The organism is Streptomyces sp. NPDC001532, from assembly GCF_040298625.1.
Taxonomy (GTDB): domain Bacteria; phylum Actinomycetota; class Actinomycetes; order Streptomycetales; family Streptomycetaceae; genus Streptomyces.
On sequence record NZ_JBEPAL010000009.1, the window covers coordinates 1 to 15,350 of the forward strand.

General features: G+C 71.6%; 10 protein-coding genes and 4 pseudogenes. 10 read left to right on the forward strand and 4 right to left on the reverse strand.

The annotated features are described in order from the left end of the window. Positions 1-650: 650 nt before the first annotated feature. Positions 651-1,178, reverse strand: a pseudogene (locus ABT232_RS11100) (STAS domain-containing protein); the annotation flags it as partial. 202 nt (positions 1,179-1,380) lie between these two features. On the opposite strand from ABT232_RS11100, the gene ABT232_RS11105 reads away from it, so the two are divergent. From ABT232_RS11105 to ABT232_RS11115, 3 genes and pseudogenes are all read left to right on the forward strand, one after another. Continuing rightward, positions 1,381-2,022, forward strand: coding sequence for a carbonic anhydrase (locus ABT232_RS11105; RefSeq protein WP_351838925.1), 642 nt, complete (start codon positions 1,381-1,383; stop codon positions 2,020-2,022). 993 nt (positions 2,023-3,015) lie between these two features. After that, complete coding sequence (locus ABT232_RS11110; RefSeq protein ID WP_351838927.1) at positions 3,016-3,330, forward strand: ArsR/SmtB family transcription factor; 315 nt, start codon at positions 3,016-3,018, stop codon at positions 3,328-3,330. Then, a pseudogene (locus tag ABT232_RS11115) lies at positions 3,327-3,494 on the forward strand (SRPBCC family protein); the annotation flags it as partial. The gene ABT232_RS11110 and the pseudogene ABT232_RS11115, both read left to right, overlap by 4 nt. Positions 3,495-3,538: 44 nt before the next feature. Here ABT232_RS11115 and ABT232_RS11120 read toward each other — a convergent pair. Both ABT232_RS11120 and ABT232_RS11125 read right to left on the reverse strand, forming a co-directional pair. Next, positions 3,539-3,877: an MvdC/MvdD family ATP grasp protein gene (locus ABT232_RS11120; RefSeq protein WP_351839259.1), complete on the reverse strand. Its 339-nt coding sequence runs from the start codon at positions 3,875-3,877 to the stop codon at positions 3,539-3,541. Between the two features lie 785 nt (positions 3,878-4,662). Then, a pseudogene (locus tag ABT232_RS11125) lies at positions 4,663-4,977 on the reverse strand (alpha/beta fold hydrolase); the annotation flags it as partial. Between ABT232_RS11125 and ABT232_RS11130 the strand changes: the two are divergent. The 7 genes and pseudogenes from ABT232_RS11130 to ABT232_RS11160 all read left to right on the forward strand — a co-directional run. Then, positions 4,975-5,865: pseudogene (locus ABT232_RS11130) on the forward strand (SARP family transcriptional regulator); the annotation flags it as partial. The pseudogenes ABT232_RS11125 and ABT232_RS11130 sit on opposite strands and share 3 nt — an antisense overlap. 505 nt (positions 5,866-6,370) lie before the next feature. After that, complete coding sequence (locus ABT232_RS11135; protein WP_351838929.1) at positions 6,371-8,008, forward strand: glycoside hydrolase family 43 protein; 1,638 nt, start codon at positions 6,371-6,373, stop codon at positions 8,006-8,008. 273 nt (positions 8,009-8,281) lie between these two features. Further along, entirely contained in the window at positions 8,282-9,976 is a 1,695-nt protein-coding gene (locus ABT232_RS11140) for a RecQ family ATP-dependent DNA helicase (RefSeq protein ID WP_351838931.1), read from the forward strand. A 77-nt stretch (positions 9,977-10,053) separates the two neighbouring features. Beyond that, complete coding sequence (locus ABT232_RS11145; RefSeq protein WP_351838933.1) at positions 10,054-10,197, forward strand: hypothetical protein; 144 nt, start codon at positions 10,054-10,056, stop codon at positions 10,195-10,197. A gap of 197 nt (positions 10,198-10,394) precedes the next feature. Then, the gene (locus tag ABT232_RS11150) at positions 10,395-11,735 is read left to right on the forward strand and encodes a radical SAM protein (protein WP_351838935.1); all 1,341 of its coding nucleotides are present in this window, start codon (positions 10,395-10,397) and stop codon (positions 11,733-11,735) included. Then, positions 11,732-12,748 (forward strand): aminotransferase class I/II-fold pyridoxal phosphate-dependent enzyme, encoded by a 1,017-nt coding sequence (locus tag ABT232_RS11155; RefSeq protein ID WP_351838937.1) that lies wholly within the window; start codon positions 11,732-11,734, stop codon positions 12,746-12,748. Before ABT232_RS11150 ends, ABT232_RS11155 begins: the two co-directional genes overlap by 4 nt. Positions 12,749-13,637: 889 nt before the next feature. Beyond that, the gene (locus tag ABT232_RS11160) at positions 13,638-13,883 is read left to right on the forward strand and encodes a DUF5133 domain-containing protein (protein ID WP_351838939.1); all 246 of its coding nucleotides are present in this window, start codon (positions 13,638-13,640) and stop codon (positions 13,881-13,883) included. Positions 13,884-14,138: 255 nt separating this feature from the next. Here the strand turns inward: ABT232_RS11160 and ABT232_RS11165 are convergent, their stop codons facing one another. Then, a complete protein-coding gene (locus ABT232_RS11165) occupies positions 14,139-14,708 on the reverse strand; it encodes a hypothetical protein (RefSeq protein ID WP_351838940.1) in 570 nt (189 codons plus the stop codon). Between the last annotated feature and the right edge of the window lie 642 nt (positions 14,709-15,350).

The window sequence follows — 15,350 nt, forward strand, 5'->3', positions numbered from 1 at the left end:
GTTCGGGCTGAAGCCGACGTACGGCAGGGTGCCGCTGTATCCGGCGAGCGCCTTCGGCACGCTGGCGCACGGGCCCGGACCAACGGGCCCGGACCCACCGGCCCGGACGGAACGTGGAGGAACGCCTGTCACGTCTGATCGCGCTGAACGGAAGCGGCGGCGGCACCCGGCGGCGCCCCTCTGCCTGACCATGACGCGCGGGGTGCCGCGTGGGGAGCCGTCGTCTCAGAGGTTCCGAGCAACCGCCGGCGGGCAGGGGGTCGTTGAGCGCGGTGCGGGTGTCCACCCGCACAGTTCCAGGCGACGGATGGGCTGAAGTGGGATGGCGCAGCTGGTCACGGAAGCCGAGCGTGCGGCCCAGCGCCGCATAGTCGGGGTCGCGCGCGCCTCGAGTGTCCTGACCGGCGGAGGGCTTGTCATGGGGCGCAGGACCGCGCCGGGGAATGGAAGGCGTCCGCCGCCGAGCTGTCACAGGACCTGAACACCTTTCACGTCCCGTACGGGATTGCCGTAGGGTTCCGACCGCCTCGGGAGCCGTGAGGTGCGCCGCCGCAAGGGCCAGGAGGTGCGCGTTGCCTTGACCGAGTTGGTGAAGCTGGGTGCGCTGGGTGCCCTCGCTCCAGCAGCCGATCGACGAGTTCCCTGCCGAGTCACCGGGCTTCACCTTCACGTGCTGCGAGCCACGGCCGACGGGGATGGTGACGCTGCCGCTGTCCTCCTTCGCGGCGCAGTGGCCGATTCGAGGAACCGCACAGGCCGAAGCGATGGCCCACGGCGAGACCGGTGGCGAAGGCTTCGGTCGGGTGGCGGCGCCACCTTCGAGCGGCCGCCTTGTATGCGCGGCGCGCGGCCGCAGAACCGTTTGTCGTGGCGCGTGCCCGTCGGCAGCGGCTTCGAGCAAGGAACGTACGCGCACCGACGCACCTGCCCGGCCATGTCTTCAGCGCATGTCGGCCTGCTCGATGGTGAAGGCGCTGGCGGTGTGGGTGAGCCGCAAAGGCCGGGCGAGAGCGTGCGGGACCGCGCACAGGCACAAGCCGGCTTTCGGCCGCCTCGGCTGCGCGGGCGGCGGCGAGCAGCGCCGACAGGCCGGTGCAGTCACAGAACGACATGCCCGCGCAGTCGACGTCCACGCGGTCGTTCCTGCTCACGGCATCGCGCAGGGTCCCCCGGACGGAGGGGGCTGACGACGTCCGGGTCTCCCGCCACGGTCACCCGGCAGCTGCCGGGCCCGGTGTCGTGAACATCGACGTGGATCGTGTCAACACGAGCACCCCTTCAAAGGCGTGGGGCGGGCGCGCCGTGCTTCACCGTACGCCGCCGAGGAGCGGGCGGCCGGGCCCAGCAGCGCTGCGGCGCGCCGACTCTTATGCTGCGGCCATGACACAGACCCAGACTTCGACGCCCCGAGATGCTTTCGACCTGCTCATGGCCGGCAACCAGCGCTTCGTCGCCGGTACTCCCGAGCACCCGAACCAGGACGCCGCTCGCCGTACCGAGACCGCACCGTCCCAGCAGCCGTTCGCCGTGCTGTTCGGATGCTCCGACTCCCGCCTGGCCGCCGAGATCATCTTCGATCGCGGCCTGGGCGACCTGTTCGTGGTTCGCACCGCCGGGCATGTCGCCGGCACGGAAGTGCTCGGCTCGATCGAGTTCGGTGTGAGCGTCCTGAAGGCTCCGCTGGTCGTCGTCCTCGGCCACGACTCGTGCGGCGCCGTCGCCGCGGCCTGCTCCGCCCTCGAGGACGGACAGACGCCGGGCGGCTTCGTCCGGGACGTCGTCGAACGGGTGACCCCGAGCGTGCTGGCCGCCCGCGCCGCCGGCCGCGAGTCGGCCGAGGAGATCCTGGCCGAGCACATCGAGCACACCGTGGACCTGCTGCTGGAGCGCTCCCGCGTCCTGGCCGACGCGCTGGCCGACGGCCGGACCGCCGTGGTCGGGCTGTCCTATCGCCTGGCCGACGGCAGCGCCCAGCTCGTGGCCGCTCGCGGCCTCGATGCGTCGGTTCCCACCCCGTCCTGACCGTTCACATCCGCCGCGCGCCCACCCGTGCCCCCAGGCGGTGCGGGACACGGGCGGGGCCGCATGCTCGGAAGGGCCTCGGCCGAGGCCGACACGAAGCCTCCCGAACCCGCCTCGGGGAGCAGGATCACCGGGTCGGTGGCTGATCACACAGTGGGCCGGGGCCCTGCGGCGCGGCGGAGCCGGTTGGCGATGGCTTAACCCTTACAGCCCCTGCGCGTAGGCAGCCGACGACGCGGAGAGGGCCACCACGGCCTGTGCATGCGTCGGACTGTCGGACAGAGAGGCAGGCAGAAAGACGCCCACCCGGTGTCCCAGCTCCTGTGTCGTCTCCGCTTCGGTGACGACCTTGTCGGGGTCGACCGGGACGACCCCGACACACGGGGCGTAGAGGGACGGATGCCGGCGAGGCGAGGCCCAGTCCCGCGGCATGCTCGACCTCACCGCTGAGGTGTGGCGGGTGGTGCTGAAGCACAGCAGTGACGGGCCCCGGGCGGCTTGGCGGGCGAGGGACTCGCCGATCAGCGGGGAACGTTCCTGCATCACGGTGGCGGCGGCCACCGGTTCGCGGAACTGCCGTTCCGGCCACCCCCATAGGTCCTCCCGGCCAGGTCGTCCTCCCGGCCGATGACCGCCCCCTCCCCCAGTCAGTTCGTGCGGCGACACACCCAGCAGCGCGTAAGCGGTGGCGAGAAGCAATGACGACGGTCACGCCAGTCCGGGGCAGTGCCAGGCTCTTGCCGTGGTGCGTACGGCGATCCTGGACATGCCGACGGAACGGCGGCGGCCCATCGTGCTGCGCGACGTCCAAGGTCGGCCGCCCGCCGAGGTGCGACGGACACCTCGAAGACTGTGAGGGCTTGCTGCCGGGCCGCGCCGGCACGAGGGCGTACGGTCGCTCGGCTCGGCCGACAGAGATCGCTGAAGCGTCGGAGTTTGTTGACGCGTCGGAGTTTGTTGACGCGTCGGATTTCCCCGACGCATGGTCCTCTCATGCCCACCGATGTGTTCGGCGTGCTGGCCAACCCGGTACGCCGCAGACTGCTCGAAAGCCTGCGTGAAGGGCCACGCTCCACGGGTGAGCTGGCCGGGATGTTCGCGCTCGGGAGGCCGGCGGTCTCCGAGCACCTTGCGGTTCTCCGCACCGCCGGCCTCGTGCGCGAGGAGCCGCGCGGTCGGCACCGCTTCTACCACCTCCAGCCGGCCCCGCTGGCCGAGGTGAGTCAGTGGCTGCATCCGTTCGAGCACTACTGGAACGAGCGCATGAACGCACTGGCCGACCTTCTCGACGAGGAGAACAAGACATGACCGAAAACAACACGATCAACTGCGACAAGTTCTTGCCTCATCCCCCGGCGACGGTCTGGACCGCGCTCACCGACCCCGAACTCCACGCCCGCTGGTGGGCCGCCGGAGACGTCAAGCCCGTCGTCGGTCACCGCTTCACCTTGGACATGGGCAACTTCGGCAGCCAGCCGTGCGAGGTCACCGACGTGGAGCCCGAGCGCCTGCTGGTCTACCGCTTCGCCGAGGGGACGCTCGACACGACGATCACCGCAGCAACAGAGAGCAGGCCGGCACGATCCGCCACTGCTCGATCTGGCGGGACACCCACGCCACCGACGAACAGCCGCTGCCACCAGTCGAGATCAGGGCTGTCGATCCGGACCGCGGACAGCCGGTCTCCGACAGCCGTGAGGCGTACGTCGAACGCCTTGTCCATGTTGGCTCGGAACAGGTGCGGGCAGCGGGCCACAGCGGCGGTGGTCTCCTGCGGGAGCACTTCGCGCACCCACACCCGCAGTGCTTGGCCGTCGGCCGTGCAGGGCGTGGTCCACAGCGGCTTGTAGACCACTCCGCTGACCTGCCGGACGGCAAAGGCCGCGCTCGCCCGGTGTCGTTGGTGATCAGCGTGGCGGGGACCGGCGGCCCGGTGCGCTGTGCGGCGGCAAGCTGGGCCGGTTCGTGCTGCGCCGCCCGGTTGTCGCACGGGTGGTTGACGTGATGGGGGGAGCCGTCCTGGCCCTAGCCGAGGGTCAGACCCATCCGGCCGGGGGCCGCCCGCAAACCGGCGCGGACATCCACCGCTGGGCGACGAAGGACAAGGCCGAGCCGAGCTCACCTCGATCGACGCCTCCTGAGCCAACCTGGTCGAGGCGCTTCGGCTCGCTGCGGCAGTTCACTCTGGCCAACTCGCACCACCGCAGTCATCCCGCGCAGAACCGGGTGTTCTGCACCACTACCTGCGGTGCCACTCCCCCACTCCCGACACACGACGTACTCGCCACCCAGTGCACGGAACGCGCCGCGTCCGCAGCGAAATGAGCATCCGTGGGGCGGACGCCCCCGCGTCGTCGCAGCTCGATCAGCCCGCCCCGATGTCTGCGTGGTGACACACTCATGCCGTAGCCCAGTTCCTCAGCCCCGATGTGCCAGCAGTTCGAGCTCGGCGACGCCTGGGCGGACGTGGGCGGCCACCGCCCGTCCTGGGACTTGCAGATCGGCGGCCACCCGGTCTCGCCCCAGAACCGCGGCAGCGGCCGTGGGGCCGGAATGGTGAGCGGTCGCCGGATCAGGGCCGATCCGGCGCCGGGAGCGCAGGCCTCGCCGGTCGCCTCCTGCGGACCGGGGGGAGGATCGGCGGAGCAGCAGGTCGCGAATCGCCTCCGTGATCTCGTCGGGCGCCTCCTCGGCCATGAAGTGCCCCGCGCCGGTCAGCCTGTGGTCCAGGTCCGGCGCCCACGCGTGCCAGACCGCGGCGGCGTCGTAGCCCAGCCGCGCGCCCCAGTCCTGCTGGACGACCGTCACGGGCATGGCCAGCTGGGAACCGGCGTCCTGGTCCGCTTGGTCGTGTGTGACGTCGATGCCCGCCGAGGCCCGGTAGTCCGCGACGATCGACGGCACGGCCGCGGCGCTCGCCCTCAGGTACGCGGCCCGGACCGGTTCCGGCATGGCCCGCTGGCCACCGTCGCGGTCGAGAGCCGCAGCGCCGATCTGTCCGCGATGGAACGAAGGCACGCCGGGCAGGCCGCCCGCGAGGCCGAGGCGCTGGCCCGGGACCTGGGCGATCCCGCCCTGCTGGTGTTCGCCCTCAACGGCGTGTTCCTCCAGTCCTTCACCCGGCCCGGGCTCGCGGCGGCACGGGATGTGATCGGCTGCGAGATCCTCGACCTGGCCACCTGGCACAAGCTGCCGGACTTCGTCGTGCTCGGCCGGCTCATCCGCCTGCAATCCGCGTCCGCTCTCGGTGACCTCGACGCCGCGACCAGGCACGCCGAGGCCGCCGAGCAGCTCGCCGTCAGCACCGAGGCCCGCCTCGTCCCCGTACTCACCGGATGGTTCCGAGCCCGGGTCATGGCCGCCCGCAGCACCGCACTGGGCGGACCGGCCGCCGCCACAGCCGCAGCGCACTACCGCGCCGCCGAAGACGCCCTCGCCGGTTCAGCGGGCATGCCGGGGCTGCACCGGGGGCTGTTCGCCCTCGCCGTTCTGGGCCTGCGTCTCCTGCACGGCCGTCCCGCGCCCACCGATCCCGCTCTCGACTGGGGCCCGTACCGTCCCTGGACGCACCCCTTGGTGCTACTCGCCCGGAACCGGGCCGAGGAGGCCCGTGCCGCCCTGACCATGACGCCCGAACCGCCTCTTGATCACATGCAGGAGGCGCTCTGGTGCCTGACCGCTCACGCCGCCGCCCGCCTCGGCGAGCGCCCGGTCGCGGCCCGCGCGGCCACGGCCCTACGCGCCGCCCGCACCGAACACGCGGGCGGGGCGAGCGGGATGCTGACCTTGGGGCCGGTTGCGCGCTACCTGGCGGAGGCGGAGGCATGCGCCGACAAGAGGTGACCCCCGGACCGGGCCCGTCTGCCCCTGCCTGGGGCACCGTTTGAGGCGGTGGGCTGAGCGTTCGCCGAGGCTGCGGCGGCGGTAGCCGGCCCTGTCGAGGCCGTACGGCCGTACGCAGCGTCGGCGTCGGGGCTGGTCCAGCACTCACGCACGAAGCCCGCCACTCCACCCTTCCGGCCGGGGCCGGGACGCCGCCAGTGATCCGAAAGCTTCGATGGCGAACACGACCGTGTCGGCCTGCTCGCGCACATGGCTTCACCTGGTACGCAACGACCGGAGCGGGATGCGAACGTAGGCCTCGACCGGAGAACACATGCTCCGCGCGCGCAGCACCTTGAACCTTTCGGCCATCACCACGAATGCTGCGCGAAAGGGTTGACGCCGCACCCTTGGCACCTAGCATCCTTACCGTCCGACACACCGCATGGCATTCGACATATCGAACGAAAGAGGTCGCACAACCGCCCGCACCTTCCACCCGTATGCCGCACAGGGAGAAGCAGAGATGTCATGGACTCGTCGCGATTACAGTCGTCGTGCCGCGCTCACGACCGGCACCGGTCTCGTGGCGGGCGGACTTCTGCCCGCGGCCGCCGGACGGGCGTCCGCGGCACCGCCCGCGCCGCTGACGCCGACCGCTGCCGCGACGTATGGGAACCCGGTTCTCTGGCAGGACTTCGCGGACATAGACATCATCCGCGTCGGCGACACCTACTACTACTCGGCCTCGACGATGCACTACTCCCCCGGCGCGCCGATCCTGCGCTCCTACGACCTGGTCAACTGGGAGTTCGCCGGCCACTCCGTGCCCGTCCTGGACTTCGGGGCGAAATACGACCTCGACGGCGCCCGCGGATACGTCCGCGGCATCTGGGCGTCCTCGCTCGCCTACCGGCCCGGCAACCGCACGTTCTACTGGCTGGGTCAGATCGACTTCTCGAAGACCTACCTCTACACCGCGACGGCCGTCGACGGAACCTGGAGCCGTCTGGCCACCCTCGACACGGCGTACTACGACGCCGGGTTGCTCGTCGACACCGACGACACCATGTATGTGGCCTACGGCAACACCGCCATCCACGTGGCCCAGCTCTCCGCGGACGGCCGCTCCCAGGTCCGCAGCCAGCAGGTGTTCACCACGCCTTCCAGCATCGGCACCCTCGAAGGCGCACGGTTCTACAAGATCAAGGGCAGCTACTACATCTTCCTCACCCGCCCCGCCAACGGCCAGTACATCCTCAAGTCGACCAGCGGACCGTTCGGCCCGTACACACTGCGGCAGGTCCTGCTCGACCTGCCCGGCCCTGTCCCCGGCGGCGGGGTTCCGCACCAGGGCGGACTCGTGCAGACACAGACAGGAGCCTGGTACTACATGGCGTTCGTCGACGCCTACCCCGGCGGGCGCATCCCCGTCCTGGCTCCGGTCACCTGGACCTCCGACGGCTGGCCCGTCATTCAGCTGGTGAACGGCGCCTGGGGTGCCTCCTACACCACTCCCGTCGTACCGACCCCACCCCGCCAGGTCACGCCGATGACCGGCGTCGACACCTTCACCGGCACGACCCTCGCACCCAAGTGGGAGTGGAACCACAACCCGGACAACAGCAAGTGGTCCGTCGGGAACGGGCTGACGTTGCGCACCGCAACCGTCACCTACGACCTCTACTGGGCCCGCAATACGCTCACTCACCGCATCCAGGGACCCACCTCCACCGCGACGGTCCAGCTGGAGCACTCGGCGATGCGCGACGGAGACCGCGCCGGCCTGGCGCTGCTGCGCGACTCCTCCGCCTGCATCAGCCTCAAGCGGGAGAGCGGCACGACACGGCTGGTGATGCGCAACGGAATCACCATGGACTCCGACTGGAACACCACCTCCGGTGGCACCGAAGTCGCGAGCGCGAACGTATCGGGCGGCGTCGTCTGGCTGCGGGCCAACGCGGACATCCGTCCCGGCTCCCCCCGGTCCGGCACCTTCTCCTACAGCACCGACGGCGTCAACTTCACCCGGCTCGGTCCAGCGTTCACGATGGGCAACAGCTGGCAGTTCTTCATGGGCTACCGGTTCGCCCTCTTCAACTACGCCACCCAGGCGCTCGGCGGCTCCGTCCGCATCCCGCGGTTCGAGGTGTCCGCTCCATGACCGCCGTATCGGTGCCGACGTCCTGACCGTGCCCTGGGCACGCCCCGCAGCCCGCCCGCACCGGAAAGGCGGCCGACAGTGGCTTGGGCCGCCGCCTCCCGCACCGCTGACCTGCCCCGATACCAGACGCACGGGGCACAGCCGCATGCGGCGAGCGGGAACATCACAGCTGCTCGGTGCCCCGCAGGTGAACGCGGCCGGCCCGGGTACCCGGTGTCTCGCGGCGCCTCGGCCGGCCCGCGCGTCACTGTCCGGCGGCGAAGGGAGTGGGCCGTGGGAGGCGAGAGCGGGCAGGACCGGGCGGCACGTCTGCGGGCGATCGCCGCCGACGCCTTCGGCTGGGACACGCTGCTGCCCGAGCAGCTCACCGCCATGGAGTGGGTGCTCCAAGGCGAGGACACACTCGTCGTCATGCCGACCGGATCCGGCAAGTCGGCCGTCTACCAGGTGCCCGCGCTGATGCTGTCCGGGCCGGTCGTCGTCGTGTCGCCCCTGCTGGCCCTCCAGCGGGACCAGATCGCCGGCCTGCCCGACGGTGACGGCGCCCCTCGCGCGGTCGCGGTCAACTCCGACCTGGGCGCGGCGGAGACGGAGGAGGCCTGGGAGGCCGTACGGCACGGCGGGGTCCGTCTGCTGTACCTGGCGCCGGAGCAGCTGGCCAAGGACGAGGTGGTGCGGCGGCTGGCCGAGGCGGGTCCCGCCCTGTTCGTGGTGGACGAGGCCCAGTGCGTGTCGTCATGGGGCCATGACTTCCGCCCCGACTACCTGCGCCTGGAGCAGGCCGCACGCCGTATCGGCGGACCGCCGGTCCTGGCGCTCACCGCGACCGCCGCGCCACCGGTGCGCAGGGAGATCGCGCAGCGGCTGGGCATGCGCGACCCCAGGGTGATGGTGACCGGCTTCGACCGGCCGAACATCCGGCTGGAGGTCCGCCGCTTCCAGGAGGACGACGACCGGCGCATCGCCGTCGTCGAGCGGGCCGCCGCCCAGGCCAAACCCGGCATCGTCTACGCCGCGACCCGCAAGGACACCGAGTACTACGCCGGCGAGCTGGCCGCGCTGGGCCTGGCCGCGGAGGCCTACCACGCGGGACTGCGGGCCGCCGAGCGCGCCCGGATCCACGATGCCTTCCTCTCCGGCGCCGCGGACGTCGTGGTGGCCACTTCCGCCTTCGGGATGGGCATCGACAAGGAGGACGTACGGTTCGTGCTGCACGCGGCTCTGCCCGGCTCGCTCGACGCCTACTACCAGGAGATCGGCCGCTGCGGCCGGGACGGCCGACCGGCCGTCGCCGTACTGCACTTCCGGCCTCAGGACACCGGGATGCAGACGTTCTTCGCCGGCCGCGCGCCCGGCCGCGACACCCTGTCCGAGGTGGCGGACGCCGTCCACGATCACGGCGAGGACCCGGCCGGCCTCGATGAACTGCGCCAGGACACGGGCTTGTCCAGGAACCGGGTCACCGCCGCGGTGAACCTCCTGGAGGAGGCCGACGCCGTCGCGACGGGAGAGGACGGCGAGGTCCGTCCCGCCCACGGCGTACCGCCCGACCGCGCGGTGGAGCAGGCCGCGCGGACCGCGCAGGCCCATCGGGAGACGGACCGGTCGCGGGTCGAGATGGCTCGCGCGTACGCGGAGACGACGGGTTGCCGACGGCACTTCCTGCTCGGCTACTTCGGCGAGGAGTACGGGGAGCAGTGCGGGAACTGCGACCGCTGCGACGAGGAGAGCGCCGAACGGGAGGACCGGCAACGGCCCGTGCACCCCGCGGCGGCCGCCTATCCCGTCGGCGCCGAGGTCCGGCACGAGCGGTGGGGCGAGGGCACCGTGCTGAGCCAGGACGGCGACCGCATCACCGTCCTGTTCGAGCGGGCCGGCTACCGCACGCTGGCCCTGGACGCCGTGGCCGGACGGGACGATCTGCTCACCGTGGTGCGCGCACCCGGCGACGACGGGCCGGCCGCCTGACCCCGCGTTCATGCCGGGGGGCGGGCGCCGGCCCGGACGGTGGCGAAGTCCCCGGTCAGGCCGACCACCTGGGCGGGGTGACTCGACACAGGGCCAGGTCAGGACCGTCCGGCGACGACCAGGCGCACGACCCGTGGCTCACGGTGACGGTCGAGCTGCCGCCCGTGGAGGTGCGGTCCGGCGGAGAGCTGCTCCTGTCCAGCCCGGCCGATGCCCGCTGATGCCCGCGGACGCCGAGAGGAAGCCGAAAGCCCCGACGCGAGGGGGAAGCGCGGCGGGGCCTGATCAGCGGGTGCCCGTCGAGCGGGGACGTACACCCCACCCCGCCCGGAACTGTCCGCCGCGGTCCCCCACGGAAGCACGCCTGCGCGGCCCTTCCCTTCTTCAGGCGGAGGCGGAAGTCGAGCATGATGACGGGATGAACAACAGGGACCAGCGCTTCCACGTCATCGTGCTGTCGAACTTCGCGAAGGGCTTCGACAAGTACGCCTTCGCCTACGGCAAGGCAGGGATCCCAAAGAGCACCTACCCCGACCGGTTCCACCTGCTGACGCGTGGCGAGTTGGGCATCGGCATCGGCAAGGCGCGCCGCCTGCTGGACCGTCTGGCCATCGAGGGTGACCGGCTGCTGGTACTGGAGACCACGGTGGACCCCGACCAGCTGGTGCCCAACGTGTCGACCGGACTCGGCATGGAACTGCACGAGGCTCGTATCCGGTTGTCGGCCATCCATGAACTCGACCAGGTCGGCGACGAGTTCACTCTGCGCCCGACCACCGTTGAGGATGCGATGGCCGCCTCCCTGCGGTTGCACGCATCGGCCCAGCGCCCCTACGCCGACACGCGACCGCGCTCGGTGTCGGTTCTGCCGGTCGCCTCCGCCTGCCAGGCCCGGTGTTCGTTCTGCTTCTCCTCGGCTTCGATCTCCAGCGACCAAACGCCGGCCCGGGTCCCGTGGGACGCGGTCGATCGGTGGCTGGAGCGTGCCCGTGCGGCAGGTGCCGAGCGGGCTGTGATCACCGGTGGCGGGGAGCCCACGCTCATACCGTTCGAGCAGCAGCTGCGGCTGGTGTCCGCCTGTTCGGCGGCCTTCCCGAAGGTCGTCCTCATCACCAACGCGCACACCCTGGCGAAGGGCGAGCACGCCGACCGGGCCGGCCGTCTCGCGGCCCTGAGCGCCGCGGGCCTGAGCGTGCTGGCGGTCTCCCGGCACCATCACGACGACGACGTCAACGAGCGACTGATGATGCTGCGCACGCCGGTGAGCCACGTGATCGACACCTGGCGCACGGAGCCTGAGCGCTGGCCGGGGCTGCGGATGAGGCTGATCTGCGTGCTTCAGCACGGCGGCGTCGCCGACGCGGCCGGGGTCGCCGACTACCTGTCGTGGGCCGCGGCACTCGGCGTCGAGGAGGTCTGCTTCAAGGAGCTCTACGTATCCACCAGCACCGAATCGCTCTACTTCGAGCGTGCCGCCAACGTGTGGAGCCGAGAGCACCAGGTCTCGCTGTCGGTCGTCACCGGCTTCGCCGAGCGGCACGGCTTCGGGCCGGCGAGCCGCCTGCCCTGGGGCTCGCCCGTCTACCACGGCATCTGGGACGGACGGCCGATGCGGATCGCCGCCTACACCGAGCCGAGCCTGCTCTGGGAACGTACCAACGGCATCGCACGCAGCTGGAACGTCATGGCCGACGGACGCTGCTACGCCTCGCTGGAGGACCGGGCCAGCGAGATACTGCCGGAAGGCGCCGAGGTATGAGGTTCGACGAGTTCCAGGCATTCCGGCAACGGCAGCTCAGCGCTTCCTCGTCCCTTCTGGACGCCGCCGAGACCAACGTGTACCGGGCGCTCGCTCCGCTGCGACCAGAACCGCCGGCCGGCACCGCCGTTGTGCATCGCTGCGACCTCGCCCGCGCCTGGCTGCGGCGCTTCGACCTGCCGCAGGAGTGGTCCGGCCACGCCATGGTCTGCCGAGGGGTCCGGCACGGGCTCGGTGTGGTGTTCCGCCGGCTGCAGGCGGTGCGGGCGCGGTTGTGGCTGCCCGCCGACGTGTACCCGGTCTACTTCGAGCTGGCCCGGACCGCGGGCCTGAAGCCCGCGTCCTACCCGACGCTGCCGGCGCCGGTCCTGCCGAGGTCGCCGGCGGACGACCGGCCCGAGTACCTGCTGCTCGCCAACCCCAGCAAGCCGCTCGGCCGGTATCTGTCCGATGCGGAGTGCGCCGCGGTGATCTCATGGCTGCGGCGGTCACCACGCCGTCATGTGCTGATCGACAGCGTCTACGACCTTCGGACCCCGTTCGCCGCGGGCACACGGCTGCTGCTGGACACCGGTCGTGCGGTCCTGCTGCACTCCGTCACCAAGGGATGGCTGTGGCCCCGCACCTTCGGCGTGGTTCTGCTGGGTCCGGCGCAGGCCGAACTCGCCGAGGCGTTCCGGGCGGAACCGCCGACTCCGGGACAGCTCCGGCTCGCCGACCAGCTGCTGACCGAGCACAGCGATGTGCCCGGGCAGATCGTCGACGAACTCGCCGCACGGGCCCGGCGACTGTTCGAACAGTTGCCGGACGACGTGGTCGGGGCGATTCCCGCGGTGAGCCGGACGTCTCCCGGCAACTACTTCTTCCCGGTCGGCATCCCGGCGAAGACGCTCCAGCACGAGTGCGGCGTGCTCGCCCTGCCGGCCGGCGTGTTCGGAGAGAGCGACTGGTCCGGCTCCGTTCTGACCAGCCTGGCCCATGCTTTCGGCCCTCACTCGGCGGCGGCCCGCTGACCCTGCGGCCGGGCACCTGGTCGGGCCAGGGCGCGCCGGGCTGGTACGCCGAGACGTGCCGTCACATCCCGGCCGGCCGCACCGAGAGGCGGAGCAGACGGCGCCGCCGCGGGAAGGTGAACGCTCACTGGCCGTGGGGCGGGGCTCGGTGAGCGATCCCGTCCCGCCCGACCCCGAGCCGACGGGATGCGGGACCGCCTGCGTCCGGCGGCTGGGACACCGTTTACGCCCAGCTGGAGGAAGCCCTCGTCGACGGGAGCGCCGCACACCGGATGCGGGGCGCGGCCGCCGCCGAGGACCTGCTCGCCGGCGTCGACCTGATGGTCGACGAGACCCGCGGCGGGCGCGCCGGACGGCATGTGGCCCCGGCCGGCCGACTGCCGCACGCCCCGGACCGGACCGGACCGGTGATGCCCGCCGGTACCACCGCAGGACAGCGGCCGCCGGCGGCACGGTCGGCTGATCCGGATGTCTCGGCACCCTCCGTGCGACAGCGCTGGAGGAGTCGCCGGATGGTGGCCGATCACGACGGGACTGCGGGCATCCCGTACGGCGACGCACCCTGCCCCGTCACCGGCCAGGACAGCGCGCCGACCACGACAGCGGACGCGGTGCGACCACCGTGGCGTGCCCGTCGCACCGCGGGTGCGGTCGCGTCGGCGAGTGCGCCAGGTGATGCCCTGCCCGGTCCGTGGACGGTCATGAGGGCTCCGAGCCGGCCCCGCCATGGGCGGGGCGGTGGAGCGAGTGGGCGGAATAGATCTTCCGGCGGGGGGCACATGGGACTCGCCCGGTGCTGAGCCGGGGCATCAGAGGTCGGAGGCAGCCGGTTTCGCGCGGCACGGGCAGCCGCTTCGCGGGACAGGCTTTCGGAGGGAGAGGGAGTACCTTGATCATTCCGGCGGAGAAGGAGCTGCGAGCCGTCCTGGCCCGGTTCGCTCAAGCACGCATCGAGCACGACGTGCGCCCCACCGGCCGCACCAGCAGGGCTTTGGAGGACTCCACCTACACGCTGTGTGTGATGACCGGAGCCCGCACTGCCGAAGAGGCCCTACTGGCGGCCGATGCGCTGCTGGAGCAGTACAGCCCAGGCCGTGCGGGCGTCTCCCGACAGGATGAGACGCTGGCCGCTTGAGGTCGGTTCATCCCTGCCTGCCATTGCGTCAGCGACGGTACGGCGCACGGGCTTGCGGCAACGAGGCGACATCGGAACAGCAGGCGGGCGGGATCCCATCGGTGACGGCGGTCCATCACCACCTCAGCCCATGGGGCGGGAAGACCAGCAGGAACCCCAGCCCCTGGGGAGATGACGCCGATACCGGAAGCGGGCCGCCGCACATGGTCGAACGACGGCTGCGCTCATCCTCGACGGCAGGTCTCCCGCGAGCCGTCAGACCATCAGGTGGGTCGCGGAGCGGGCCCGCTCCCACATACCGGCCGTCTGCTCGCTCGGGCGCTGCTGTTCACCGTGCAGGGCGTTGAGCACGACGAGGCATCCGGTCAGTGCCGGTACCGCCCATTGCGCGCAGGCCAGCTGCCGTCGCGCCTTGTCAAGGTCGATCGGGTGCTTGCCCGCCTTCTCGGCGTCACCGGGCTCCGTGGAGGACGCCAGCTCGACCTTTTTGCCCAGGACGCGGGCGTAGGCGGTGGCGGCCAGAGCAGCGACCGTGACGACGGTCTTGGCCGTGGTGGACGCTGCCACGCCCTGCTGAGTGGCGACACGGTGGGCGTTCACGGCGAGCAGCCCGCCACCGCCGAACAGGTGCGCGCCGATCGCGGCCGCGTTGACCGGCGTCCACTTCGCCCATCCCGACGCCGAGATGCGGTCTCGGGTCGCCTCCGTGCCGCCTTCGGCCCGGGCCGCGCCGTTGAGGCCGACAGCCCCCATGAGCGAGCCACCGAACCATGCTGCCAGACCGAGATCGTGCAGGCTGCGGATGGCGGTGTTGCGTTCAGACATGACGAGGTTCCTCCAGGGACAGTCGCAGGGCCGACCGACGCGGACAGCTCCTCGAACCCACCCTCACCGGGCTCCGGCGGTCCCGCCAGCACAGCAGGCCGTACGGGCGAACCGACGCTTCAGCGGCAAGGCTGCGCCCGGTGACACGGAAGCGGTTCCCGCACGGCTCGCTGGGGCCTCCACGGAGGCTGTCGCCGCGGCCGAACGGGGCCACGTCGCGCGGGACGTCGAGGCGGGCGTCGCGGGGGAGGAGTTCGGTGACGCCGAAGGCGGCATGGGCCGCCCAGGGCCTCCCTGCTCGTGACCCACCGCTTCAGCAGGAGGCGGGCAGCTCGGTCTCGCGTCTGTGGCGGCCCAGGAGACGGGCCAGTTGCTCGTGCCTGATGGCCGTACACGACTCCGCCGAGGCAGACGTGCCGGTCCAGCGGGCGGATCGCCTCATCGATCCCGCCCCGCAGTTCCGGGCACCTCGGCTGCGGAGAGACAGTGTCCACGGCGTGCGAGCTCCACGGCTCGGACGCCTCCGTCGGGCCGGCCCCGATAACGGAGCGGTTCAGCGATGTCCGTAGCGTGGCCCGCGGGGAGCCTCACCAGTTCCTCGGCGAGCATGAGGTCTGTGGCCGCGGGCCACGCAGGAACCGT

Bases quoted from the DNA above. Each gene is read 5' to 3' on its own strand.
- ABT232_RS11135 (WP_351838929.1), top strand. From the start codon at position 6,371: ATGTCATGGACTCGTCGCGATTACAGTCGTCGTGCCGCGCTCACGACC.
- ABT232_RS11150 (WP_351838935.1), top strand. From the start codon at position 10,395: ATGAACAACAGGGACCAGCGCTTCCACGTCATCGTGCTGTCGAACTTC.
- ABT232_RS11105 (WP_351838925.1), top strand. From the start codon at position 1,381: ATGACACAGACCCAGACTTCGACGCCCCGAGATGCTTTCGACCTGCTC.
- ABT232_RS11155 (WP_351838937.1), top strand. From the start codon at position 11,732: ATGAGGTTCGACGAGTTCCAGGCATTCCGGCAACGGCAGCTCAGCGCT.
- ABT232_RS11165 (WP_351838940.1), bottom strand. From the start codon at position 14,708: ATGTCTGAACGCAACACCGCCATCCGCAGCCTGCACGATCTCGGTCTG.
- ABT232_RS11110 (WP_351838927.1), top strand. From the start codon at position 3,016: ATGCCCACCGATGTGTTCGGCGTGCTGGCCAACCCGGTACGCCGCAGA.